This window comes from Falsiroseomonas algicola, assembly GCF_011040385.1.
Classification (GTDB): Bacteria; Pseudomonadota; Alphaproteobacteria; order Acetobacterales; family Acetobacteraceae; genus Falsiroseomonas; species Falsiroseomonas algicola.
The window spans coordinates 430,103-450,452 of record NZ_JAAIKB010000004.1; the positions used below are offsets into that span (position 1 = coordinate 430,103).

Annotated in this window: 24 protein-coding genes; 8 read left to right on the forward strand and 16 right to left on the reverse strand. The window is 71.8% G+C overall.

All coding sequences use genetic code 11. From position 1 onward, the window contains the following. Nucleotide 1: 1 nt before the first annotated feature. The 3 genes from rpe to G3576_RS13405 form a co-directional block, all read right to left on the reverse strand. Complete coding sequence (gene rpe, locus G3576_RS13395; protein ID WP_164694888.1) at nt 2–661, reverse strand: ribulose-phosphate 3-epimerase; 660 nt, start codon at nt 659–661, stop codon at nt 2–4. Between the two features lie 63 nt (nt 662–724). Next, on the reverse strand, nt 725–1,192 hold the full coding sequence (locus G3576_RS13400; RefSeq protein WP_164694889.1) for an Lrp/AsnC family transcriptional regulator: 468 nt from the start codon (nt 1,190–1,192) through the stop codon (nt 725–727). Between the two features lie 98 nt (nt 1,193–1,290). Continuing rightward, complete coding sequence (locus tag G3576_RS13405) at nt 1,291–2,595, reverse strand: RsmB/NOP family class I SAM-dependent RNA methyltransferase (protein ID WP_164694890.1); 1,305 nt, start codon at nt 2,593–2,595, stop codon at nt 1,291–1,293. A gap of 48 nt (nt 2,596–2,643) precedes the next feature. Between G3576_RS13405 and G3576_RS32305 the strand changes: the two genes are divergently transcribed. After that, entirely contained in the window at nt 2,644–4,323 is a 1,680-nt protein-coding gene (locus tag G3576_RS32305) for an ArnT family glycosyltransferase (protein WP_268888534.1), read from the forward strand. After that, nucleotides 4,320–4,925 carry a DedA family protein gene (locus G3576_RS13415; RefSeq protein WP_164694891.1) on the forward strand — a complete coding sequence of 202 codons (606 nt, stop codon included), beginning with the start codon at nt 4,320–4,322 and terminating at the stop codon, nt 4,923–4,925. The genes G3576_RS32305 and G3576_RS13415 overlap by 4 nt, the downstream gene beginning before the upstream one ends. 167 nt (nt 4,926–5,092) lie before the next feature. On the opposite strand, the gene G3576_RS13420 is transcribed toward G3576_RS13415, so the two are convergent. Further along, entirely contained in the window at nt 5,093–5,419 is a 327-nt protein-coding gene (locus G3576_RS13420; RefSeq protein ID WP_164694892.1) for a hypothetical protein, read from the reverse strand. 41 nt (nt 5,420–5,460) lie between these two features. After that, the gene (htpX, locus tag G3576_RS13425) at nt 5,461–6,441 is read right to left on the reverse strand and encodes a zinc metalloprotease HtpX (protein ID WP_164694893.1); all 981 of its coding nucleotides are present in this window, start codon (nt 6,439–6,441) and stop codon (nt 5,461–5,463) included. Nucleotides 6,442–6,514: 73 nt separating this feature from the next. Between htpX and G3576_RS32710 the strand changes: the two genes are divergently transcribed. Then, complete coding sequence (locus G3576_RS32710; protein WP_407926117.1) at nt 6,515–6,811, forward strand: DUF1674 domain-containing protein; 297 nt, start codon at nt 6,515–6,517, stop codon at nt 6,809–6,811. A gap of 219 nt (nt 6,812–7,030) precedes the next feature. On the opposite strand, the gene G3576_RS13435 is transcribed toward G3576_RS32710, so the two are convergent. Continuing rightward, nucleotides 7,031–8,203, reverse strand: a complete 1,173-nt coding sequence (locus G3576_RS13435; protein WP_164694894.1) for an MFS transporter — start codon at nt 8,201–8,203, stop codon at nt 7,031–7,033. A 105-nt stretch (nt 8,204–8,308) separates the two neighbouring features. Between G3576_RS13435 and G3576_RS13440 the strand changes: the two genes are divergently transcribed. Beyond that, nucleotides 8,309–9,028, forward strand: coding sequence for an EAL domain-containing protein (locus G3576_RS13440; protein WP_164694895.1), 720 nt, complete (start codon nt 8,309–8,311; stop codon nt 9,026–9,028). 195 nt (nt 9,029–9,223) lie between these two features. Here the strand turns inward: G3576_RS13440 and G3576_RS13445 are convergent, their stop codons facing one another. The 7 genes from G3576_RS13445 to G3576_RS13475 all read right to left on the reverse strand — a co-directional run bounded on the left by G3576_RS13445 (nt 9,224) and on the right by G3576_RS13475 (nt 14,406). Then, entirely contained in the window at nt 9,224–9,433 is a 210-nt protein-coding gene (locus G3576_RS13445) for a hypothetical protein (RefSeq protein WP_164694896.1), read from the reverse strand. A 102-nt stretch (nt 9,434–9,535) separates the two neighbouring features. Continuing rightward, the gene (locus G3576_RS13450) at nt 9,536–10,123 is read right to left on the reverse strand and encodes an alpha/beta family hydrolase (RefSeq protein WP_164694897.1); all 588 of its coding nucleotides are present in this window, start codon (nt 10,121–10,123) and stop codon (nt 9,536–9,538) included. A 35-nt stretch (nt 10,124–10,158) separates the two neighbouring features. Continuing rightward, a complete protein-coding gene (ptsP, locus tag G3576_RS13455; RefSeq protein WP_328729079.1) occupies nt 10,159–12,018 on the reverse strand; it encodes a phosphoenolpyruvate--protein phosphotransferase in 1,860 nt (619 codons plus the stop codon). Nucleotides 12,019–12,162: 144 nt separating this feature from the next. Continuing rightward, nucleotides 12,163–12,426: an HPr family phosphocarrier protein gene (locus tag G3576_RS13460; protein WP_164694956.1), complete on the reverse strand. Its 264-nt coding sequence runs from the start codon at nt 12,424–12,426 to the stop codon at nt 12,163–12,165. A gap of 107 nt (nt 12,427–12,533) precedes the next feature. Next, nucleotides 12,534–12,989: a PTS sugar transporter subunit IIA gene (locus G3576_RS13465; RefSeq protein ID WP_164694898.1), complete on the reverse strand. Its 456-nt coding sequence runs from the start codon at nt 12,987–12,989 to the stop codon at nt 12,534–12,536. Next, a complete protein-coding gene (gene rapZ / locus G3576_RS13470; RefSeq protein ID WP_164694899.1) occupies nt 12,986–13,948 on the reverse strand; it encodes an RNase adapter RapZ in 963 nt (320 codons plus the stop codon). The genes G3576_RS13465 and rapZ overlap by 4 nt, the downstream gene beginning before the upstream one ends. A gap of 2 nt (nt 13,949–13,950) precedes the next feature. Further along, a complete protein-coding gene (locus tag G3576_RS13475) occupies nt 13,951–14,406 on the reverse strand; it encodes an HPr kinase/phosphorylase (protein WP_164694900.1) in 456 nt (151 codons plus the stop codon). Between the two features lie 158 nt (nt 14,407–14,564). Between G3576_RS13475 and G3576_RS13480 the strand changes: the two genes are divergently transcribed. Further along, nucleotides 14,565–15,509, forward strand: coding sequence for a serine/threonine dehydratase (locus G3576_RS13480; RefSeq protein ID WP_164694901.1), 945 nt, complete (start codon nt 14,565–14,567; stop codon nt 15,507–15,509). Between the two features lie 39 nt (nt 15,510–15,548). Here the strand turns inward: G3576_RS13480 and G3576_RS13485 are convergent, their stop codons facing one another. Beyond that, nucleotides 15,549–16,190: a hypothetical protein gene (locus G3576_RS13485; RefSeq protein WP_164694902.1), complete on the reverse strand. Its 642-nt coding sequence runs from the start codon at nt 16,188–16,190 to the stop codon at nt 15,549–15,551. Nucleotides 16,191–16,225: 35 nt separating this feature from the next. Here G3576_RS13485 and G3576_RS13490 point away from each other — a divergent pair, with 35 nt between their 5' ends. The 3 genes from G3576_RS13490 to G3576_RS13500 are packed head-to-tail and all read left to right on the forward strand — an operon-like array spanning nt 16,226 to nt 18,358. Continuing rightward, the gene (locus G3576_RS13490; RefSeq protein ID WP_164694903.1) at nt 16,226–17,056 is read left to right on the forward strand and encodes an aldo/keto reductase; all 831 of its coding nucleotides are present in this window, start codon (nt 16,226–16,228) and stop codon (nt 17,054–17,056) included. 43 nt (nt 17,057–17,099) lie between these two features. Next, on the forward strand, nt 17,100–18,071 hold the full coding sequence (locus G3576_RS31275; protein WP_207622805.1) for a glycoside hydrolase family 19 protein: 972 nt from the start codon (nt 17,100–17,102) through the stop codon (nt 18,069–18,071). Continuing rightward, nucleotides 18,068–18,358 (forward strand): colicin immunity domain-containing protein, encoded by a 291-nt coding sequence (locus G3576_RS13500; protein ID WP_164694904.1) that lies wholly within the window; start codon nt 18,068–18,070, stop codon nt 18,356–18,358. Before G3576_RS31275 ends, G3576_RS13500 begins: the two co-directional genes overlap by 4 nt. Here the strand turns inward: G3576_RS13500 and G3576_RS13505 are convergent. Beyond that, nucleotides 18,349–18,804 (reverse strand): SAM-dependent methyltransferase, encoded by a 456-nt coding sequence (locus tag G3576_RS13505; RefSeq protein WP_164694905.1) that lies wholly within the window; start codon nt 18,802–18,804, stop codon nt 18,349–18,351. The two genes, G3576_RS13500 and G3576_RS13505, sit on opposite strands and share 10 nt — an antisense overlap. Continuing rightward, nucleotides 18,801–20,243: a TRAP transporter large permease gene (locus tag G3576_RS13510; protein WP_164694906.1), complete on the reverse strand. Its 1,443-nt coding sequence runs from the start codon at nt 20,241–20,243 to the stop codon at nt 18,801–18,803. Before G3576_RS13510 ends, G3576_RS13505 begins: the two co-directional genes overlap by 4 nt. Nucleotides 20,244–20,350: the final 107 nt, after the last annotated feature.

Here is a 20,350-nt window from a genome sequence, read left to right on the forward strand (position 1 = left end):
CTTATCCCCGCAGGCCGGCGATGGCGGCAGCGTAGTCCGTCGTGCCGAAGACCGCGGTGCCAGCCACCAGCACATCGGCGCCGGCCGCGATGCAATCCTTCGCCGTCACGGCGGTGACGCCGCCATCCACCTGCAGCGCGATGTCGTGGCCGGAGGCCTCGATCATGGCGCGCAGCGTCGCAATCTTGTTGAGCTGGCTGCGGATGAAGGATTGGCCCCCGAAGCCGGGGTTCACCGACATGACCAGCACCAGGTCCACCAGGTCGATCACCTCCGCCACCACCGCGACCGGCGTCGCCGGGTTCAGCACCACGCCGGCCTTCTTGCCGAGGCCCCGGATCGTCTGCAGCGAGCGATGGAGGTGCGGCCCGGCCTCGGGATGCAGGCTGATCAGGTCCGCGCCGGCTTCCGCGAAGGCGGCGAGGTAGGGATCGGCCGGCGCGATCATCAGGTGCACGTCGAAGGGCATGCGGGCGTGCCTGCGCAGCGCCTTCACCACCGAGGGCCCGAAGGAGATGTTGGGGACGAAATGGCCGTCCATGATGTCGAGGTGGAGCCAATCGGCACCGGCGGCCTCGATGGCAGCCACTTCCTGCCCCAGCCGCGCGAAATCGGCGGCGAGGAGGGAGGGCGCGATGCGGATGGGGCGTGAAGCGGGCATGACAGTCCCGCTTCTACCCGCCACGGCCCCGCGGGGAAACCGGGCGCGGCCCGCCGATCACGGTCAAATCGGCAGGGCGGTCGTGCTTTTCACGCGTTCCATGGCGAAGCGGCCGGTCACTTTGCGAAGCGATGGCACGGCGGCAACGAAACGGCGGTAGAACGCATCATAGCCCGCCATGTCCGGCACCACGACGCGCAGCAGGTAGTCGACATCGCCGCCGAGCCGCCAGCACTCCACGATCTCCGGCAGGCTCTCCACCGCCGCGGCGAAGCGGGCGATCCAGTCGGCGGAATGGTCGCCGGTCTCGACCGAGACGAAGACGGAGATCGGCAGGCCGACCGCCGTCGCATCCACCAGCGCGACGCGGCCGGTGATGACGCCCGCCTCCTCCATCCGCTTGATGCGCTTCCAGCAGGGCGTGGGCGTCAGCCCCACCTCCTGCGCGATCTCCGCCAGCGAACGGGCGGCGTCCTGCATCAGCAGGCGGAGGATCTCACGGTCGATGCGGTCGAGTTCGGCGGCGGCCATGCCTAGGGTGTCCCGGGTAACGCTGCCGGAACTTAGAACAAATTTTTTCTGCCCGCGCCAGAGGGCGGGGCAATGAGAAAGATTTTCCGCCCTGGAGACTAAAGGCGCCGGAACCTTGCCGCGAAGAAGCCATCGAGCCCGCCCCGGTCGGCCCAGAGGTCGGGGCGCGTGCGCAGCGTCCCGCGGGGCGTCACCGCCTCCTCCAGCCCCGGCAGCTCGGTGGGTGCGATCGGGTCCGGCACCAGGCCCAGCGCCTCCGCCCGCGCCAGATGCGCCTCCCCCTCCTCCGGCTGGAGGGAGCAGGTGGCGAGCACCATGCGCCCGCCGGGTCGCAGCAGGCGGATCGCCTGTTCCAGCAGCCGCGCCTGCGTCTCCGCCAGGGAGGTGATGTCGGATTGCCGCTTGAGATGCGGGATGTCGGGGTGGCGGCGGATGATGCCGGTGGCGGAGCAGGGGGCGTCCAGCAGCACCGCGTCGAAGCCCGCGCCATCGGGCTGCCAGGTCGCGGCATCCGTCTCCAGCACCACGGCATCCAGGCCGAGCCGCGCCAGATTCTCCCGCAGCCTTGCGGCGCGGCGGGGGTCGCGTTCCACCGCCGTGACGGCGGCGCCGGCGGCGGCCAGCTGCGCGGTCTTGCCGCCGGGCGCGGCGCAGAGGTCGGCCACGCGCTCCCCGGGCTTCACGGCCAGCAGCTTGGCCGGCAGGGCGGCGGCGGCGTCCTGCACCCAGAACTGGCCCTCCGCCAGGCCGGGCAGGTCCGCGGCGCGGGTGCCAGCGGGCAGGCGCCAGCTGCCGGTGGGCAGCTCGACCGCCCCTTCAGGCGGCGTCACGCCGGGCTTCAAGGAAATGTCGAGCGGCGCCGGCACTTGGTGGGCGCGGGCGATGGCGCGGACCGCAGGGCCATAGGCGGCGTGCCAGGCCGACCAGAGCCAGGGCGGCGTGTCCAGCCGCTCGGCGTCCAGGCCTTCCAGCGAGCCCTCCGCCGCGACCTTGCGCAGCACGGCGTTGACCAGCCCCGCGAAGGGGCGCGGCACCACCTCCACCGTCGCGGCGACGGCGGCATGGGCCGGGGTGCCAAGCAGCAGCAGTTCCGCCGCCCCCATGCGCAGCGCGGCCCGCACCACCGGCGGCGGCTCCCGCCGCAGGAAGGGCTCCAGCACCGCGTCCAGGCTGCCGGCGCGGCGCAGCACGGCGGCGGCGATGCGGTGGGCGGCGCCACGGTCCCGCGCCTCCAGCGTGGAGGGCAGGGCATCCAGCGCCTCCTCGATCGGGCGGCGGCGTTCGAACACGGCGGCGAGCAGCGCCAGCGCGGCATTGCGCGTCAGCACGCCCGGCGCCTGGCGGCCGGGGCTGGCGCGTTGCGGGCTTCGTTGCAGTGCGGCAGTCGGGGGACGGGGGGGCATGAGCGCCGCTTTATGGCCCCCCGGCCCTCGCCGTGCTAGGGCCGCGCCATGCAAGCGCTGCGCGATTTCCTCGACAGGCTGCCGGAGACGCGCCGCCCGCTTCCCTGGCTCGCGCTGCTGTGTCTGCTGCTCTGGCTGCCCGGCTTCTTCACCCTGCCTGCCGGGGACCGGGACGAAAGCCGCTTCGCCCAGGCCAGCCGACAGATGGTGGAAAGCGGCGACTATGTCCGCATCCGCTTCGGGGAGGTGGAGCGCAACAAGAAACCCGCCGGCATCCACTGGGCGCAGGCGACGGCGGTGCATGTGGTGGAGGGGCTCCGCCTCGGCACGCGGGCCGATATCTGGGCCTATCGCATCCCCTCGCTGCTCGGTGCGCTGCTGGCGGTGCTGGCGACGGCGCATTTCGGGCGGTCCCTCGTCGGGCGTCGCGCGGCCTTCCTCGGCGCGGCCATGCTGGCGGGGTGCTTCGTCCTCGGGGTGGAGACGCATATCGCCAAGACCGATGCCGCTTTGCTCGGCACCATCGTCGTCGCGATGGGGCTGATGGGGCGGGCCTATCTGGCGCCGGGGCAGTTCACGGCGAAGCAGGCCGCCGGCTTCTGGCTGGTGCTGGGCGGCGCGGTGCTGCTGAAGGGGCCGATCGGCCCGGCGGTACCGCTGCTGGCGGGAGTCACCCTGTTTGCCGCGGATCGCGGCTGGCAGGGCGGCGCGCCCTGGCTGCGGGCGCTGCGTCCGGGCTGGGGCATCCCCCTCCTGGTGCTGGCCGCCGCGCCCTGGTTCATCGCCGTCACCATCGCGACGGAGGGCCGCTTCCTGGCCGAGGCCCTGGGCGGCGACATGCTGTCCAAGGTCGGCGGCGCGGATGAGAACCACTGGGGCCCGCCCGGCTACTACTTCCTCAGCTTCGGCGTCGCCGCCTTCCCCGCCGCCTTCCTGGTGCTGCGCGCCGCGCCCGGTGCCTGGATGGACCGGCTGCAGCCGGCGACGCGCTTCCTCTTCGCCTGGGCCGTGCCGGTCTGGCTGATGTTCGAGGCGGTGACGACCAAGCTGCCGCACTACGCCATGCCGGCCTACCCCGCGCTGATGCTGCTGGCCGCGGCCTGGGCGCTGGACCCGCTGCGCCGGCAGCCGCCGCGCTGGCTGTCCCTCTTCTCCCTCGTCGTCGCCATCGCCGTGGCCTTCGGACTGGCGGCGGTGGCGGTGGCGCTGCCGGTGCTGGCGGATGGGCGCATCTCCCTTGTCGCCCTGCTGGCGCTGCCGGCGGCGGCGCTGTTCTCGGCCGGCGTCTTCCTGATGCTGCGGGATGGCGCGCCGGCGCGGGCCGCGCTGCTGGCGGTGCTGCTGGCCGTGCCCCTGCAGGCCGTGGTGCTGGGCGGCGTGCTGCCGCGGATGACGGCGCCCTGGATCTCCCCCCGCCTGGCGGCGCTGGTGAACCAGGCGGCGCCCGGCCTGCCGGATGAACGCTTCGGCATCGCCGGCTACCACGAGCCCTCCCTGATGTTCGCGCTGGGCTCGGAAATCCGCCTGCTGCGGGGCGGCGAGGAAGCGGCGCGCTTCCTGGCCGGGGAACCCGGACGCCTCGCCGCCGTATCGGACCGGGAAGAAGCGCGCTTCCGGACGGAAGCCGCTTCGCTCGGCCTGGCGCTCCGCGAACGCGGGACGGTGGCGGGCTTCAACTATTCGCGCGGACGCCGCGTGGCGATCGTGCTGTATGGAGTGGGTGGATGATCGAGTGGGTGACGAACACGGTAGCCGCCGGCGGCTGGCCCGGCGTGCTGTTCCTGATGTTCCTGGAGAATCTGTTCCCGCCCATCCCGTCGGAGGTGATCATGCCCCTGGCCGGCTTCGCCGCCGCCCGCGGGCAGATGTCCTTCACCCTCGCGCTGATCGCCGGCATCGTCGGCACGCTGCTCGGCAACGTCTTCTGGTATGAGCTGTCGCGCGCCATCGGCGCGGACCGCATCCGCCCGCTGGTCGGCCGCTATGGCCGCTGGTTCGCGGTGGGGGAGGAGGATCTCCGCAAGGCCGAGGATACGCTGCGGAAATACGGCCCCTTCGCCCTGTCCTTCGGCCGGCTGCTGCCGGGCATCCGCACGGTGATCTCGATCCCCGCCGGGCTGATCCGCATCCCGCGCGGCCTGTTCTACTTCTACACCGCCATCGGCAGCACGGTCTGGACGACCTTCCTGATCTGCGCCGGGTACTTCATGGAAGACCATTATGACCAGGTGGAAGGGTGGCTGGAGCCCTTCTCCTACGTCGTGGTCGCGGGCATCGTCGGCACCTATCTCTGGCACATCTGGTCGACCCGCATCCGCAAGCAGGGCTGAGAGACCCTTTGAGAATGCTGGCGGCTGAGGGTTCGCGAGGGATTTTTCGTCCCTGGCAGGAGCCGGGCGCGGCCGATGCTGGTTGCATCGGCAAGCCCGGCGACGAACCAGGGGCGGAAAAGCCCAGCGAAACCGACCCGCCAGTGTTCTCAAACGGTCTCTGAAGCTCAGCGCCGGACGGGCACCGGCACCAGGACAGCGGCGGGGGCGCGGTTGCCGCCGCCCGGGCGGCGCGGCTTCTCCGGCCGCTCCGCCAGCAGCATGGTCGCGGCGCCGATCTGCACGCTGCCAAAGGTGAGGCCCAGGAAGAACCACAGCACCACCACCGGCCACCAATGCCCGGCCGCGTTCAGCAGGATGCCACCCGCACCGTTGGGGTCCGCCAGCACGAAGGCCGCGGTGAAGACCGCCGAGATCCCGAAGCCGATCAGGGCGTGGGAGAGCAGGAAGCGCACCAGGATCGGCAGGCGGTTCCACCCTTCGCGGCTTGGCATGTCCGGCGATCCTTGGTCGGGATGCCGGGGCCAACGAAGGATCAGCCCCATGGGTTCCGCCGCCCACCGGGGTTGGACCAGGGCCCGGGCTGCACGGCCGGCCGGGGGCCGCCCGCCTGGGGCATCCGCCGCGGCGGTGCGGCCATGCCGCCGCCCCCCGGCGGCGGACCGATGCGCCCCGCCAGCGCCTGCAACGCCGCCACCCGGTTCGCCGTGCTGGGATGGGTGGAGAACAGCCCATCCATCCGCAGGCCTGACAGCGGGTTGATGATGAAGACATGGGCGGAGGCGGGGTTGGCCTCCGCCGCCTCGTTCACCCGCCCTTCCTTGTAGGCTTCCAGCCGCATCAGCGCATTGGCGAGGCCTTCAGCGTCTCCCGCGATCTCCGCGCCGACGCGGTCGGCCTCGTATTCCCGGGACCGGCTGATCGCCATCTGCACGATCATGGCGGCGATGGGCGCCAGCACCACCAGCAGGATGGCGCCGATCGGGCCGAAGGGATTCTGGCGGCCATCCTGCGTCCGCCCCCCGAACAGGAAGCCGAACTGCGCCAGCATGCCGATGGCGCCCGCGATGGTGGCCGTGATGGTCATGATCAGCGTGTCGCGGTTGCGGATATGGGCGAGTTCATGCGCGATGACGCCCGCCACCTCCCGCTCCGGCATCAGGTCGAGCAGGCCGGTGTTCACCGCGACCGCCGCGCGGTCCGGGCTGCGGCCGGTGGCGAAGGCGTTGGGCTGATCCTCATGGATCACGTAGAGCGCCGGCATGGGCAGCCCGGCGCGCGCCGCCAGCGCCTGTGTCATCGCAAACAGCCGCGGCGCATCCGCGGGGCCGATGGGCTGGGCGTTGTGCATGCCGAGCACGACTCGGTCGCTGTTCCACCAGGCGAAGACGTTCATGCCGCAGGCCACCAGGAAGGCGATGACCATGCCCTGCTGGCCGCCGATGACGAAGCCGACGCCCACGAAGATCGCCGTCATCGCCGCCAGCAGCAGCGCTGTCCGCACATATCCGCCCATGCGTCACCGATCCTTTCGCCTTTCGTCCGCGCCGCGCGTTCCAGGGGTCCGCATCAGCAGGAGGAGGTCCTACATGTGGGGCATGAGCAACGCCAATCACGGGCCGATGGCCCAGCAGCTTCCCATCCCGCCGAGCGAGCCGCCGGGGCCGCCGCCGGGCCAGCCACCCTCCCAGGACCCGCCGGTGATCCAGCCGCCGCCGGATGGCGACATGCCCCTGCCGGGCGAGCCGCCGCCCGCCCCGGTCGGCGACCCGCCGAGCGAGAAGCCCATCCGCATGACGCTGCCGAAGGAGATCGGCGGGCCGAAGGGGCCGGAGCCGACGCGCTTCGGCGACTGGGAGCAGAAGGGCCGCGCGACGGATTTCTGAGTCGCCTCAAGGCGTTCCGCGACTCGGGCCCGACTCGGGGAACGCGATTGTGCCGCGAATCGGAACGTGCCCCCCAGATGTTGGGGGGCGCGAACATCCGGCCCCGGTCAGCGATTCGTTCCGCCGACTCGGGTCAGCACATTGATTCCAGGACAGGTTCGATGGCCCTGCCCTGTTCCGATTCACCCTGTGTTCCGATCACGGGGCGAATCGCGAACCTCAGCGCGTTGTCGGGCGCCCCGACCGGGCCAGGAACAGGCCAAGACCGGCCAGGCCAGCGGCCGCGATGAACAGCGGCGGCTCCGCCCCCAGCGCCCCGCGGCCGAGCCCCATCACGGCGGGGCCCAGCGACTGGCCCATGAAGAAGCAGAAGGCATGCATGGCCACCGCGCTGCCGCGGGCCTGGGGTGCGACCTCCGTCACCCGCGTCTGGATGGCGCTGTGCATCATGTAGAAGCCGAGCCCCAGCACCAGGCACCCCGCCACCAGCACCCAGGCGCTGGGCGCCAGCGCCTGCGCCACCATCCCGGACGCCGCGACGAAGCCGCCGAAGCGGAGCGTCAGGCGCTGCCCGCCCCATCGCAGCATGGCGGGCGCCAGCGCGGCGAACAGGAAGCCGCCGCCGGCGAAGGCCGCGACGGCGAGGCCAGCCTCCCGCTGCCCGCCCAGGCCACGCTCGATCACCAGCGGCGCGATGAACGGGAAGATGCCGAAGACCAGCATCCCCTCCATGAACACGCTGCCATAGAGCACCCGTGCCGCCCGCAGCGACCAGAGCTGGCGGTAGCGCGCCAGCGCCTCCCCCAGGTTCAGCCGGCGCGGTGTCACCGGCGCCTCGCCGGCCTCCCGCCGCAGCACCAGCACCGCCCCCGCCGCGGCGACGGCGCAGACCAGGCTGACGCCTCGCCAACCGAGATAGGGCTCCAGCGCCGCGCCGAGCAGCGCGCCGGCCGCGGAGCCCGTTAGCCCCGCCACCAGCAGGCGGGAGAGCGCCAGCTGCCGGTCCTCGATCCGCACGCGGTCGCCGATGGTGGCGATGCAGAGCGGAAAGGTCCCGCCCGCGGCGCCGCCGGCGATCATCCGCAGCACGGCGAGCGTGGCGAGGTCCGTGACGAAGAGGTGCGCGACCAGCGCGAGGACCAGCACCACCAGGCAGGCGCGGATCACGCGGCGCTTGCCCACCGCATCGCCCACCGGCCCCAGCACCGGCTGCACCAGCGCATAGGGCAGCGAGAAGGCGGTGGAGAGCAGCGCCACCGTCTCCGGCGGCCGCAGGAACTCCCCGGCCAGCACGCCCACCAGCGGGTCGAGCGAGCGCATGGCCAGGTTGGCGGCGAAGCAGGCCAGGCCGAGGATCAGGATCAGTCGGCCGGTGCCGGCGGGGGATGCCATCGCCCGGATGTGCGGCGCGCGGCGACGATGCGCAACCCGGCGATACGGAAGCGCCGGCCGGGACGCTGGCGTGCCTGCACGATCTGTGGAACAGACTAGCGAATCGTGATTCCGCCCTTCGCCATCGCCTTCCAGCCCATCGTGGACGTGGAAACCGGCCTGACCATCGCGCAGGAAGCGCTGGTGCGTGGGCGAGAGGGGCAGTCCGCCGGCAGCGTGCTGGCGGCCGTGCCGGTGCCGGCCCGCTACCGGGTGGATGCGGAGATCCGCCGCGCGGCGCTGGAGGAGGCGCTGCGGCTCGGCCTGCCGGCCACGACGGCGGCGCTGACGCTCAACCTCTATCCCGGCTGCGTCGCCGACCCGGATTTCGGCGTCCGCCGCACGGCGGATGACGCGGCGGCGCTGGGTTTCCCGATGGACCGGCTGGTCTTCGAGATCAGCGAGCTGGAACCGGTGGAGGACCCCGAGGCCCTGGCGGTGGAGCTGACCGCCCTGCAGCGCCGGGGGCTTCGCATCGCCCTCGATGATGTCGGCACCGGCCATGCGCGGATGCCGCTGCTGATGGTCTGGCGGCCCGACGGCGCCAAGATCGCGCGGGAGGTCATCATGGGCCTCGACCTCGACCCCCAGCGGCAGGAGCAGGTGCGCCTGACCCTGGCGCAGCTCAACGCCTTCGGCCTGGTGCCGGTGGTGGAAGGGGTGGAGACGGTGGGCGAGATGCGGGCCCTGCGGGCCATGGGCGTGCGGGCCATGCAGGGCTACCTCTTCGCCCGCCCGGGGGTTGGCGTCCTGCCGGTGCCGGTGGTGCCGGACGGGGCGGCATGAGCCCGGCAATACTGCGGCTTTAGGACTACCAGGCCTTTAGCCGTTTAACCCGGTTTAGGACGTTTAGTCGCGATTCCGGGGCGCTTTGGGACAAATTCAGCCCCCGATCCGGGCGCCGGCCATCCGGACGGCATTCGCCCGATGACGACGCGAACATAGACGGAACATCCTGGCTGGCGCCAGCCGATTCAGCGCCTACTCCGTCCTGTCCGTCCCGGCGTCCCCGGCGGCGCCGGGGCTGCGGCGCTGGCGCTCCCGCCAGGCCTCCAACGGGGCCTGGCCGCGCGACTCCCCGGCCGGCAGGGCGGCTTCCGTCGGCGCGGTCGGGCCGCCGGCCTCGGCCGGCAGGGGCGAAAGCCACAGGGCGAGCAGCCCGGTGGCGGCGGCGCGGCGGATGGGCGGCATGGCGATCCCCTTTCCGTGGCAGTCCGCGAAGCCTCGCCATGGCGCGCGGCGCCGGGGAGGCATGATCGCGGCGGGAAAGCGGCGAAAGCCTCCGCCGGATCATCAACCCGTGAGGTCGTGCGGCGCGGCGGCGTGGGCGCAGAAATCCAGGATCAGCCGGCAGGCCGCGTCCCAGTCGGGCGCGGCGAGACGGAGCCGGTGGTCGGCCTCCAGCGCCTGGACCTGGATATGGGGTGACAGGGGATGGAAGCGCGCCGCCGTGGGGGTGCCATAGGCGTCGCTCGTGCCCTGCAGGATCAGGGTCGGCACCGCCAGCCCCGACAGATGCGCGAAGCGCGCCGGTTCCAACGGCCCGCCTGGCCGGCGGAAGGGGTAGCCAAGGCAGATCACCGCCTGCACCGGCCGGCGGCAGGCGACCTCCGTCACCACCCGCGCGCCGGAGGAACGGCCGATCAGTACCACGCGCCGCAGCGCCGGGCCCTCGGGCAATGCGGCTTCGAGCTGCGCGGCGCGGGCGGCAATGGCGGGGTCGAACCCGCCCGGGATGTCTGCCAGCGCCGCCTGGCCGACCCAGCCGTCGAAATGGGGGCCGAGACGCGGGGCGAGCGCGCGTTCGACACCGACATCGTCCGGGAAGGAATCACCGGCGAGGTAGAAGGCGGGCCCGGGGCGGCCGGCAGGAACGATCATGCGAAAGGTCGGCGCAACCTGGCAGGCGTTGACGGTCAGCCCCGCTCCGTCACCCCGGTCGCGAAGCCATCGACCAGTTCGCGGATACGGGCGGGGTCGGATTGCTCCATCACGCGGCGGGCGAAGCGGGCGCAATCGCCGATATCGAGCGACCGGACCGCCTGCTTCACGCGCGGAATCGCGCTGGCATTCATGGACAGGCAGCGGATGCCAAGCCCCAGCAGCAGCGGCACCAGGCGCGGATTGCCGCCCATCTCCCCGCAGACGGACACGGGCATGCGCAGCCGGAGCGCGGCTTCGGTCGCGAACTGCATCAGCCGCAGCACGGCGGGGTGCAGGGGGTCGTAGAGGTGGGCGACCTCGGCGTCGCCCCGGTCCACCGCCAGCGTGTACATCGCCAAATCGTTGGTGCCGATGGCGAAGAAATCGGCCTCCAGCGCGATGGCGTCGGCGGCCAGCGCGGCGCCCGGCGTCTCGATCATCGCGCCGAGTTCGGGCAGCTTCTCCGGTAGCTTCTCGCCGCGGCGGCGGAGACGCCGCGCCACGCGGTCATAGACCTCCCGCGCCGCCTTCACCTCGGTCGGGATGGTCACCATCGGCAGAAGGACGCGCACCGCGCCCTCGGGCGCCTTCCCGGCGACGCGGAGGATCGCGGCGAATTGCGCCTCCAGCAGTTCCGGGCGCTTCAGCAGCATGCGGATGCCGCGCAGGCCGAGCGCCGGGTTGGCGCTGGTCTGGGCGGGGACGCCGGCGGCCAGCGCCTCCATCTCCTTCTCGCCGCCCCAGTCGAGGACGCGGATGGTGATGGGGTCGCCGGCCATGGCCTCCACGATGGGCGCATAGGCGGCAACCTGCGCATCCTCGTCCGGCAAATCCTCCCGGTTCATGAACAGGAACTCGGTGCGCAGCAGGCCGATGCCCTGGGCGCCGGCCTGGGCGATCAGCGGCAGCTCCGCCGGGATCTCCATATTGGCCAGCAACTCCACCTCCTCCCCATCCGTGGTGATGGAGGGCAGGCGGCGCAGCTTGGCGAGCTTGGTGCGTTCGCGGGCATAGACGCCCACCTGGTCCTTGGCCCAGACCAGCGTCGCCGGGGTGGGGTGCAGCGCGATGGTGCCGGCGGCACCGTCCAGCACCATCTGGTCCCCGCGCCGCGCGGCTTCCGTCAGGCCATGGGCGCCAAGGACGGCCGGGATGCCGAGCGCGCGGAGCATGATGGCGGTATGGCCATCGGCGCCGCCTTCCTCCGTTGCGACGCCGGCGATCCGGGCGGGGTCGAGCAGCGCCGCATCGGCGGGCGTCAGCTCCTCCGCCACCAGGATCGCGCCCTCCGGCACGTCCTTGAAGCTGCGGAAGGGGTTTTCCGTCAGGTTGCGGGTCAGGCGGCGGGCGATCTCCCGCACCTCCCCGGCGCGGCGGCGTAGCCCGGCCTTGTCGTCATCCTTGGCGGAGAGGATGACGTCGGCGATGGCATCGGCCTCGTCCGCCACGGCGGTCTCGGCGGCCAGGAGATTGGCCTCGATGCGCTTGCGGGCGCCGCGGATCAGGCGACTGTCGCCCAGCATCATGGCGTAGGCGTCGAGGAGGGGTTCGAGTTCCTCCTGCGCTTCCTCCGGCAGCACGCCGAGCCGCATCTTGAGCTTGGCGACCTGCTTGCGGCTGGCGGCGACGGCGGCGGCCAGGCGCTGCTTCTCCGCATCCACGGCGGTTTCGGCGATGGTGCGGCGCGGCGCTTCGGCGGGCGGTTCGGTGGTGTCGAAGACCGGGCCGATGGCGATGCCGGGGGAGACGGCGATGCCGCGGATGACGGTTTCCTTGACCCGGCGCGCCGCACGCTTGTCGGCCGCCGGGGCGGGCTTCGCTTCCGTCTTCTCGGGCTTCTCCGCCTTCATCATCCGTTCTTCTTGGCGCCCTGTCCTGGTCCGGGCCGGCCCCGCCACGGGGCGGGAGGGAAGCCGGGACGGGGCTGATTGTGGTCACGCATCGCCGTGCTGGAAAGGGAAACCTGCCCGGCAGGGAACGGCACGGAAAGGCCGTGCTCAGTCCTCATGGAAGCCGGCCTCGATCAGGCCGGCGATCGCGTCCATGGCTTCCTTGGCGTCCCAGCCCTCGGCCTCCACCACCACTTCGCTGCCCTGGCCGGCGCCCAGCATCATGAGGCCCATGATGGAGCAGGCCGGCACGGTCTGGCCGTGGCGGGAGACATTGACGCATGCGGAGAAGCGTTCGGCAACCGTCACGAGCTTGGCGGCCGCCCGGGCGTGCAGGCCGCGGCTGTTGATGATCTTGAGCGTCTTGCGCATGGCCAATCCGCCGGAGGGGTCGCAGCCGCAGGGTCCGTCGCCCGGGATCAGCACGGCGCCGGGCTGGGGCCCGGCCTTGGCTTCCCCGGCTTCATCGGGCCACTCGTTCATGCATTTCCTCCGGCGTCACGCGCATGCGTGCCGTTTGGGGTGCCATTGGGTTTCGGGCCTTCGGGCATGTCGGCCGCGCAGGCGATGTACTTCCGGCCCGCGGCCGTCGCATGGGCCACGGCTTCCGCCAGCGGTTCGGAGCCGCGGATCTTCGCGAGCTTGACCAGTAGCGGCAGGTTCACGCCCGCGATGACTTCCACCGTCCGGTGGTCGCAGAGCTGGAAGGCGAGGTTGGAGGGGGTGCCGCCGAGGATGTCGGTCAGGACCACGACGCCATCGCCCTGGTCGACGCCGGCGATGGAGCTGCGGATATCCTCCCGCCGCGTCTCCAGCTTGTCCTCGGGATAGATGCAGACGGTCGCGACCGAGGCTTGCGGCCCTACCACATGTTCCATGGCGAGACGCAGTTCCTCGGCGAGGCGGCCGTGGGTGACGAGGACCAATCCGATCATGATGAGTGCGACAGGGCCTCCCGCCCCGCAACAGGAATGTCTCCGGCGGCCGCCCCCGGCGCGACGGGCGCGTGGGGGGTGGCCGGGGGAGTGAGTTCGCGGTGGATCAGGTCCACCCGCCAGCCCAGCGCCGTCAAATGGGATGCCATGCGCTCCGCCACAAGCACGGAGCGGTGACGCCCGCCGGTGCAGCCGAAGGCGAGCGTCAGGTACTTCTTCCCCTCCGCGACGTAGCGGGGCAACAGCAGGTCCAGCAGGCCCGTCATGCGATCCCAGAATGGGCGGAAGGCGGGATCGGCCTCGACAAATTCCGCGATCGGGGATTCGCGGCCGGTCATGGGGCGAAGCTGGGGGTCGTAATGCGGGTTGCGCAGGAAGCGCATATCCAGCACCAGGTCGGCTTCCCGCGGCAGGCCCTTGGGGAAGCCGAAGGAGAGGATGCCGATGCCGAGCCCGGCGGCATTGGCGGGGCGGAAGCGCCGTTCGATCTGGCGGCGGAGGTCGGGCAGCGGCAGGTCCGACGTGTCCAGCACCACATCGGCGGCGTCGAGCAGGGGCGCCAGCAGCGCGGCCTCACGCTCGATCCCCTGGTCCACGCGGCTGCCGAGCGCGCCGCCGGGCGCGAGGGGATGGCGGCGCCGCGTTTCCGAATAGCGGCGGAGCAGCACCGGCGCCTCGGCCGTGGCGAAGACCAGGCTGACATCGACATCAGGGCGCAGCCGGAGGCGGGAGATGGTGCGCAGCACCTCCGGCGCGTCGAAGCCGCGGGTGCGGGCATCGACGCCGATGGCGAGCGGCGTGGCGCCATCGCCCACCAGCTCCTCGATGATCGGCAGCGGCGGGTTGTCCACCGTCTCGAAGCCCAGATCCTCCAGCGTGCGGAGGATGGAGGCCTTGCCGGCCCCGGAAAGACCCGTGACGAGGACGACCGGGCGGGCCGGCGGAAGCGGCGTATCCATGGCTATTGAATCGCCCCGGCGGCCAGGGAGAGCCGGCCACACGCGGCTTTGAGGGCGAAGGCGACCTTGTCCGGCGTCGAGGGCTCCTTGCCCCGCAACGCGACGAGCGGCAGCGCCGCGCCCAGGGGAGGGCCGGGCGGGGTCCAGCTGGCGGGCTCCGGCAGGCGCGGCGGCGGCGTGTCGCGCAGCTGGATTGCCAGCCGCAGCCGGGCGCTGTCCATCGCCGGCAGGTCCCGCACCAGGCCGAGGCCGCGGATCTCCAGCATGCCGCGCAGCGCGGCGGGGGCGGAGGCGATGAGCGTGCCCTGTTCCGCCGCGACCTCCACCTGGTCATCGGCCACCAGGCTCCAGCCGAGGCCGATGAGGCGAAGCACGAGGTCGGATTTCCCGGTGCCCGAGGGACCCAGGATCAGCACGCCATCATCATCCAGGGCCACGCAGGACCCGTGCAGCGGCATAGCGGTCCGAAGACCCCCATCTCATGGCCGGCGGACCATGGCAGAAAGGTGGCGGGAGTCAAATGAACGCCGCAGCCGGGGCGGTTCCAGGGGGGCGGTTGCCTCGGTGGAGGGGCGCTGCCAGCCTGCGGCCTGCATCGGGGAATGGCAGCGTGGCGATGATTGAGGCAGCAACGATCAAGGCGGGGCAGATCGAGGCGGCGGCGGCGCGCATCGCGGGGCATGTCCGGCGCACGCCGGTGATGCGGATGGCGGGCGGCGACCTCGGCCTGGATATCCCCCTGATCCTGAAGCTGGAATCGCTGCAGGCCACGGGCAGCTTCAAGGTCCGCGGCGCCTTCAACCGCATGCTGTCCCTGCCGGTGCCGGAAGCGGGCGTCGCCACCGCCTCGGGCGGCAACCATGGCGCGGCAGTGGCCTATGCCGCCCGGGCGCTGGGCCACAAGGCGGAGGTCTTCTGCCCGGTGCCGACCCCCGCCGCCAAGACCGACCGCATCCGCGCCTATGGCGCCACGCTCCACCAGGTGGGAGCCGCCTATGACGAGGCGCGGGAGGCGAGCGAGGCGCGGGCGGCGAAGACGGGCGCCATGATCGTCCATGCCTATGACCAGCCGGAGGTGCTGGCGGGCCAGGGCACCGTCGGGATGGAGCTGTGGCAGGACGCGCCGGAAGCGACGCATGTACTGGTCGCGACCGGCGGCGGCGGCCTGATCGGCGGCATCGCCGCCTGGTACGCCGGCCGCGGCGCCGAGGTGATCAGCGTGGAGCCGGAGGGCTGCCCGACGCTCGCCTCCGCGCTGCGGGAGGGAAGGCCCGTCCCCTGCCCCGTCGGCGGCCTGGCGGCGGACAGCCTGGGCGCGCGGCAGGTCGGCGCGCTGATGTTCGAGGTGGCGAAGCACCATGTGGCGCGCGCCGTGCTGGTGCCGGACGGGGCGATCCTGGAGGCGCAGAAGCGGCTGTGGCAGGCGATGCGGCTGGTGGCGGAGCCGGGCGGGGCGACGGCGCTGGCGGCGCTGACCTCGGGCGTCCTCACGCTGCCGGCGGGGGCGCGCGTGGCGGTGGTGGTGTGCGGGTCGAATACCGATCCGGCAAAGGTCGTCTGACGACAGGCGGGGGAGCGCGGCTCCCCCCCCCCCGCTGCCTCAGTTGCCGAAAAGGCGCTGCAGGCGGCCGATGATCTCGGGCAGGGTCAGGCCACTCGGCTGGGGCTGGGGTGCCGTTCCCTCCGGCACCCGGGCGCGGTAGCGGGCCAGGGCATCGCGCGTGCGGTCGAGGCGGAGCTCCACAGGCTCCGCCTGCGTCGTCGCGGCGCCGAGGCCGGTGACGCGGACCAGCGCCGTGGTGGCGGCGGCGAGTTCCTCGGCCGCGCGGCCGGCGTCCTCGGGCTTGGGGGCGCAGGCGAGCGTGCGCCCCTCCAGCGTGCAGGGCATCTCGTAGAAGCGGTTGGGCGGGAAGCGGAGCTGGGCGGTGCCGGTCACGGCCAGCAGCCCTCGGCCGGCGGCCTCCAGCGTCAGGTCGCGGGCAGTGACGACGGGCACCAGGCGGCCGCCGCGATCCTGCACTTCCAGCACCAGCGACGAACCGCCGGCCCCCTGCGCGCGCTCAACCGGTTCGCGGTGACGCAGCAGGCAGTCGGCGCGATCCGTCATCCGGTCGGTGATGCAGGAGAGGCGCCAGCTGCCAATCTCCTCCGGCGGCACGGAGGCCGGGGTGCTGGTCTGCGCGGCCGCTGGGGCGGCGGCCACCAGGAGGAGGAGAAGGGCGTGGCTTGCGGCGGTCTTCATGACGGCGAAGATAGGCGGAGAGGGGGCGAGGTTCCATGAAAGCGGTGAAATTCCCGGATGGGACAATGGTGCCGGCGCTCGGCCAGGGCAGCTGGCACATGGGGGAGAGGGGATCCGACCGGCGGGCGGAAGCGCAAGCGCTGCGGCTCGGCCTCGACCTCGGCATGACCCTGATCGACACGGCGGAGATGTATGCCGAGGGGGGCGCGGAGGTGGTGGTGGCGGAGGCGATCGCCGGGCGGCGGGATGACTGCTTCCTCGTCTCCAAGATCTATCCGCACAACGCCTCCGCCCGGAAGCTGCCGATGGCGCTCGACGCCAGCCTGCGACGGCTGAAGGTGGAGCGGCTCGACCTCTATCTGCTGCACTGGCGGGGCGGCGTGCCGCTCTCGGAGACGGTGGCGGCGATGGAGAAGGCGATCGCCCAGGGCAAGATCGCGCGCTGGGGCGTCTCCAACCTCGATGTCGATGACCTGGAGGAACTGGGCGCGGCGCTGCCGGATTGCGCGACGGACCAGGTGCTGTGGAACCTGGAGGCGCGCGGCGTGGAGTTCGACCTGCTGCCTTTCTGCGCGGGGCGCGGCATGCCGGTGATGGCCTATTCGCCGGTCGGCCAGGGCGGCGCGCTGCTGCGGAACCCCGCACTGCGCGCCATCGCGGCGCGGCATGGCGTGACGCCGGCGCAGGTGGCGCTGGCCTTCGTGCTGGCGCGGCCGGGCGTCATCGCCATCCCCAAGGCGGCGGACCCCGCCCATGTCCGGCAGAACGCGGCGGCGCGCGACCTGGTGCTGACGGCCGAGGACATGGCCGAGCTGGACGCGGCCTTCCCGCCGCCCAGGCGCAAGCGCGCGCTGGCGATGCTGTAGCGCCCGGCCTTATGCTGGCGCCCTGCAATCGGGAGCGCCAGGGATGGGCCTGCCAGGCGGCTTGTTCGCCTTCGAGGAGCCGGAGTGGCGGCTGAACCCGCTGGGCGAGATGTGCCCGGCCGTGCTGCCGCGGCCCGGCATGGGCTGCCACCTCCCCCTCAGCTGCTTCCCGCCGAGCGCCGATCCGGGCCCGGTGCAGCAGCTGGCCGATGTGCCGGTGACGGAGGAGGATCTCCTCAAGCTGGTCGGCCAGGCCAAGGTCCAGCCCGGCACGCAGCGCCGCGTCTTCGACGCGCTGATCGAGGCCTCCCGCACCGGCGCGCTGTGGTTCCATGAGATCAGCCGGAGCGGGCTGCGCCTGTCCCACTTCCTCGCGCAGTGCTGCATCGAAAGCTCGTCCTTCCAGAAGCTGGAGGAGGGCTTCGTCTTCAACAGCGTGGCGCGGCTGCTGGAGATCCATGGCAAGTACCTGACGGAGGAACAGGCCAAGTCCTTCGTGCCGCAGGACCAGAAGACCCGCCACGACGCCATCAAGGCGGAGAAGGGCGAGCCCAAGACGCCGGAGGAGAAGAAGGCGCTGGACAAGGCGCTGGCGGACAGCGACGCGGCGGAGAAGAAGAAGCCGCAGGAGTTGGCCAGCACCGTCTATGCCAACCGCATGGGCAATGGCGGCGTCGCCTCCGGCGATGGCTGGACCTATCGCGGCCGCGGGCTGATCCAGCTGACGGGGCGGGAGAACTACCGCGCCGCCGGCAAGGCGCTGGACCTGCCGCTGGAGGCGCAGCCGCAGATGGTGTGGAAGGACGCCGAGGTCGCGCTGAAGACCGCCGCCTGGTACTGGACCAAGCACAATCTGAACGAGCACGCCGACCTCGATGATTCACTCAAGGTCAGCCAGGCCATCAACCTCGGCCCCAATGCGGTGGGCGGCAAGGGCAAGCCGAACCACCTGAAGGACCGGCAGGAGAAGACGGAGGAGGCGAAGGCGATCTGGGGGGATTGGGCGCTGCGGTGAGCGAGGATCCGCTCGCCCTCAGCCCCTTCGTCACGCTGATCCGGGACTTCCTGGCCGGCCGCATCGATGCCGATGCCTTCGAGCGTGGCTACCTCCGCGCCTCGCGGGAGGATGGGCAGCATCGGCCGCGCGCGGTGTTCCTGGTGCTCGACACGCTCTTCGCCGATGTCGATGCCTATTGCCCCGACCCGGCGCTGCGCGGGCCTGACGATTTGGATGCGGCGGCGCTGCGGGAGGCGGCGGCGCGGGCGGCCGCGCGGCTGGAGGCGCTGGGCCTCTACCAGTAGCCCTGCATGATCTCCCGGGCCCAGTCCGGTTCGCGGACCGGCCCTCGCGGGTCGAAGCCCGTCATGTGCGGCTTGATGTCGAGCACCGGCGTGCCGTCGATGGCATCGAGCCCCCGCACCCGCAGCACCATGCCCTCCACGCCCAGCAGCGCGCAGGTGGTGACGCCGATCCGGTTCGGCCGCGGCGAGCCGCGCTGGCCGAGGATGCCGACCCTCGGCCAGTCCGTCCGGCCGCGGGGGTGGCGGGCATTGCGCTCCACCGTCGCGGGGTCGATGCGGTCGAAGACGAAGACCACCGTGACGTGGCTGAAGGCGTCGAGCCCGAGCGCCGCATCGGGGCCGAGCTGCGCGGGATCCAGCACGATCCCGGCCTCGACCTGGTCCCAGGCATCGTCCACCGGCTCGGCCCGCCCGCCGCGGACATGGGCGATGGGGGCCAGGATCACTGGAAGACCGGCACGGCCGGCATGTCCGGCTGCACGGGGGGTGGCGGCAGGTCGATGATGACCGTGCTCGGATCCACGCGAGGCCCGCGGTCCAGCCAGTAGGTCACGCTCTCGGGCCAGAAGATGACGATGGCGACCAGGATCAGCTGCAGGCCGAGCCAGGGGATGGCGCCCCAGTAGATGTCCCGCGTCAGCACCGATTTCGGCGCGATGCCACGGAGGTAGAACAGCGCGAAGCCGAAGGGCGGGTGCATGAAGCTGGTCTGCAGGTTGATGCAGATGAGGACGCCGAACCACACCAGGTCGATGCCGAGGTTCTTGGCGACGGGAGCCAGCAGCGGGATGACGATGAAGGCGATCTCGAAGAAGTCGAGGAAGAAGGCCAGCAGGAAGATGAAGATGTTGACGAAGATCAGGAAGCCGGTCTGGCCGCCCGGCAGCTGCGCCAGAAGGTGCTCGATCCAGATGCCGCCATCGACGCCCTGAAACACCAGCGAGAAGACCGTGGCACCGATCAGGATGAAGATGACCATGGCGGTGATGCGCATGGTGGTGCCCATGGCTTCCCGCACCAGCGGCCGCGTCAGGCGGCGGTTGATGGCTGCCAGCGCGATGGCGCCGACCACGCCCATGGCGCCGGCTTCCGTGGGCGTCGCGAGGCCGAGGAAGATGGTGCCGAGCACCATGAAGATCAGCACGATGCTGGGCACCATGCCCTTCAGCACGCGCCACCAGAGCCGCCAGGTCCGCGGCTCCAGCAATTCGTCCGGCAGCGGCGGCACCTTGTGGGGCGCGAAGATGCTGACCAGGCCGATGAAGGCGATGAAGAGTGCCAGCTGGAGGAAGGAGGGCCCGATGGCGCCCGCATACATGTCGCCGACACTCTGGCCGAGCTGGTCGCCCAGCACGATCAGCACGAGGGAGGGCGGGATGACCTGGGTGATGGTGCCGGATGCGGCGATGACGCCGGTCGCGATGCGCATGTCGTAGCCCGTGCGCATCATGATGGGCAGGCTGATCATGCCCATGGCGATGACGGAAGCGGCAACCGTGCCGGTGATGGCGCCGAGGATCGCGCCCACGATGATGACGGCATAGGCCAGCCCGCCCGGCACCTTGCCGAAGAGCTGCCCGGTACCCTCCAGCAGGTCCTCCGCCAGGCCGCAGCGTTCCAGGATGGCGCCCATCAATGTGAAGAAGGGGATCGCCAGCAGCAGGTCGTTCGACAGGATGTTGAAGATGCGAAGCGGCAGGTTGAACATCCAGGCTTCCGGGAAGAAGCCCAGCCAGACCGAGATGAAGCCGAAGAACAGCCCGACGGCGGCAAGGGAGAAGGCGGCCGGGAAGCCGATGAGGAGGAAGACGATCAGCCCCGCGAACATCAGCGGGGGCATCAGGTCCTCATGCGGGATCGAGGAAATATAGGCGAAGATGTTCATGGTGCCCTCAAACGGCGGGCGCCGGCATCCGCCGGCTTGCCTTCGCGCCTACGCACTGTGTCGCTGGGCCACGAGCGAGCACTGTGCGCGGGCCGCCCTTGGCGGCC

Coding starts and splice junctions, on each gene's coding strand:
- rpe (WP_164694888.1), bottom strand. CDS start 661: ATGCCCGCTTCACGCCCCATCCGCATCGCGCCCTCCCTCCTCGCCGCC.
- G3576_RS13400 (WP_164694889.1), bottom strand. CDS start 1,192: ATGGCCGCCGCCGAACTCGACCGCATCGACCGTGAGATCCTCCGCCTG.
- G3576_RS13405 (WP_164694890.1), bottom strand. CDS start 2,595: ATGCCCCCCCGTCCCCCGACTGCCGCACTGCAACGAAGCCCGCAACGC.
- G3576_RS32305 (WP_268888534.1), top strand. CDS start 2,644: ATGCAAGCGCTGCGCGATTTCCTCGACAGGCTGCCGGAGACGCGCCGC.
- G3576_RS13415 (WP_164694891.1), top strand. CDS start 4,320: ATGATCGAGTGGGTGACGAACACGGTAGCCGCCGGCGGCTGGCCCGGC.
- G3576_RS13420 (WP_164694892.1), bottom strand. CDS start 5,419: ATGCCAAGCCGCGAAGGGTGGAACCGCCTGCCGATCCTGGTGCGCTTC.
- htpX (WP_164694893.1), bottom strand. CDS start 6,441: ATGGGCGGATATGTGCGGACAGCGCTGCTGCTGGCGGCGATGACGGCG.
- G3576_RS32710 (WP_407926117.1), top strand. CDS start 6,515: ATGTGGGGCATGAGCAACGCCAATCACGGGCCGATGGCCCAGCAGCTT.
- G3576_RS13435 (WP_164694894.1), bottom strand. CDS start 8,203: ATGGCATCCCCCGCCGGCACCGGCCGACTGATCCTGATCCTCGGCCTG.
- G3576_RS13445 (WP_164694896.1), bottom strand. CDS start 9,433: ATGCCGCCCATCCGCCGCGCCGCCGCCACCGGGCTGCTCGCCCTGTGG.
- G3576_RS13450 (WP_164694897.1), bottom strand. CDS start 10,123: ATGATCGTTCCTGCCGGCCGCCCCGGGCCCGCCTTCTACCTCGCCGGT.
- ptsP (WP_328729079.1), bottom strand. CDS start 12,018: ATGATGAAGGCGGAGAAGCCCGAGAAGACGGAAGCGAAGCCCGCCCCG.
- G3576_RS13460 (WP_164694956.1), bottom strand. CDS start 12,426: ATGCGCAAGACGCTCAAGATCATCAACAGCCGCGGCCTGCACGCCCGG.
- G3576_RS13465 (WP_164694898.1), bottom strand. CDS start 12,989: ATGATCGGATTGGTCCTCGTCACCCACGGCCGCCTCGCCGAGGAACTG.
- rapZ (WP_164694899.1), bottom strand. CDS start 13,948: ATGGATACGCCGCTTCCGCCGGCCCGCCCGGTCGTCCTCGTCACGGGT.
- G3576_RS13475 (WP_164694900.1), bottom strand. CDS start 14,406: ATGCCGCTGCACGGGTCCTGCGTGGCCCTGGATGATGATGGCGTGCTG.
- G3576_RS13480 (WP_164694901.1), top strand. CDS start 14,565: ATGATTGAGGCAGCAACGATCAAGGCGGGGCAGATCGAGGCGGCGGCG.
- G3576_RS13485 (WP_164694902.1), bottom strand. CDS start 16,190: ATGAAGACCGCCGCAAGCCACGCCCTTCTCCTCCTCCTGGTGGCCGCC.
- G3576_RS13490 (WP_164694903.1), top strand. CDS start 16,226: ATGAAAGCGGTGAAATTCCCGGATGGGACAATGGTGCCGGCGCTCGGC.
- G3576_RS31275 (WP_207622805.1), top strand. CDS start 17,100: ATGGGCCTGCCAGGCGGCTTGTTCGCCTTCGAGGAGCCGGAGTGGCGG.
- G3576_RS13510 (WP_164694906.1), bottom strand. CDS start 20,243: ATGAACATCTTCGCCTATATTTCCTCGATCCCGCATGAGGACCTGATG.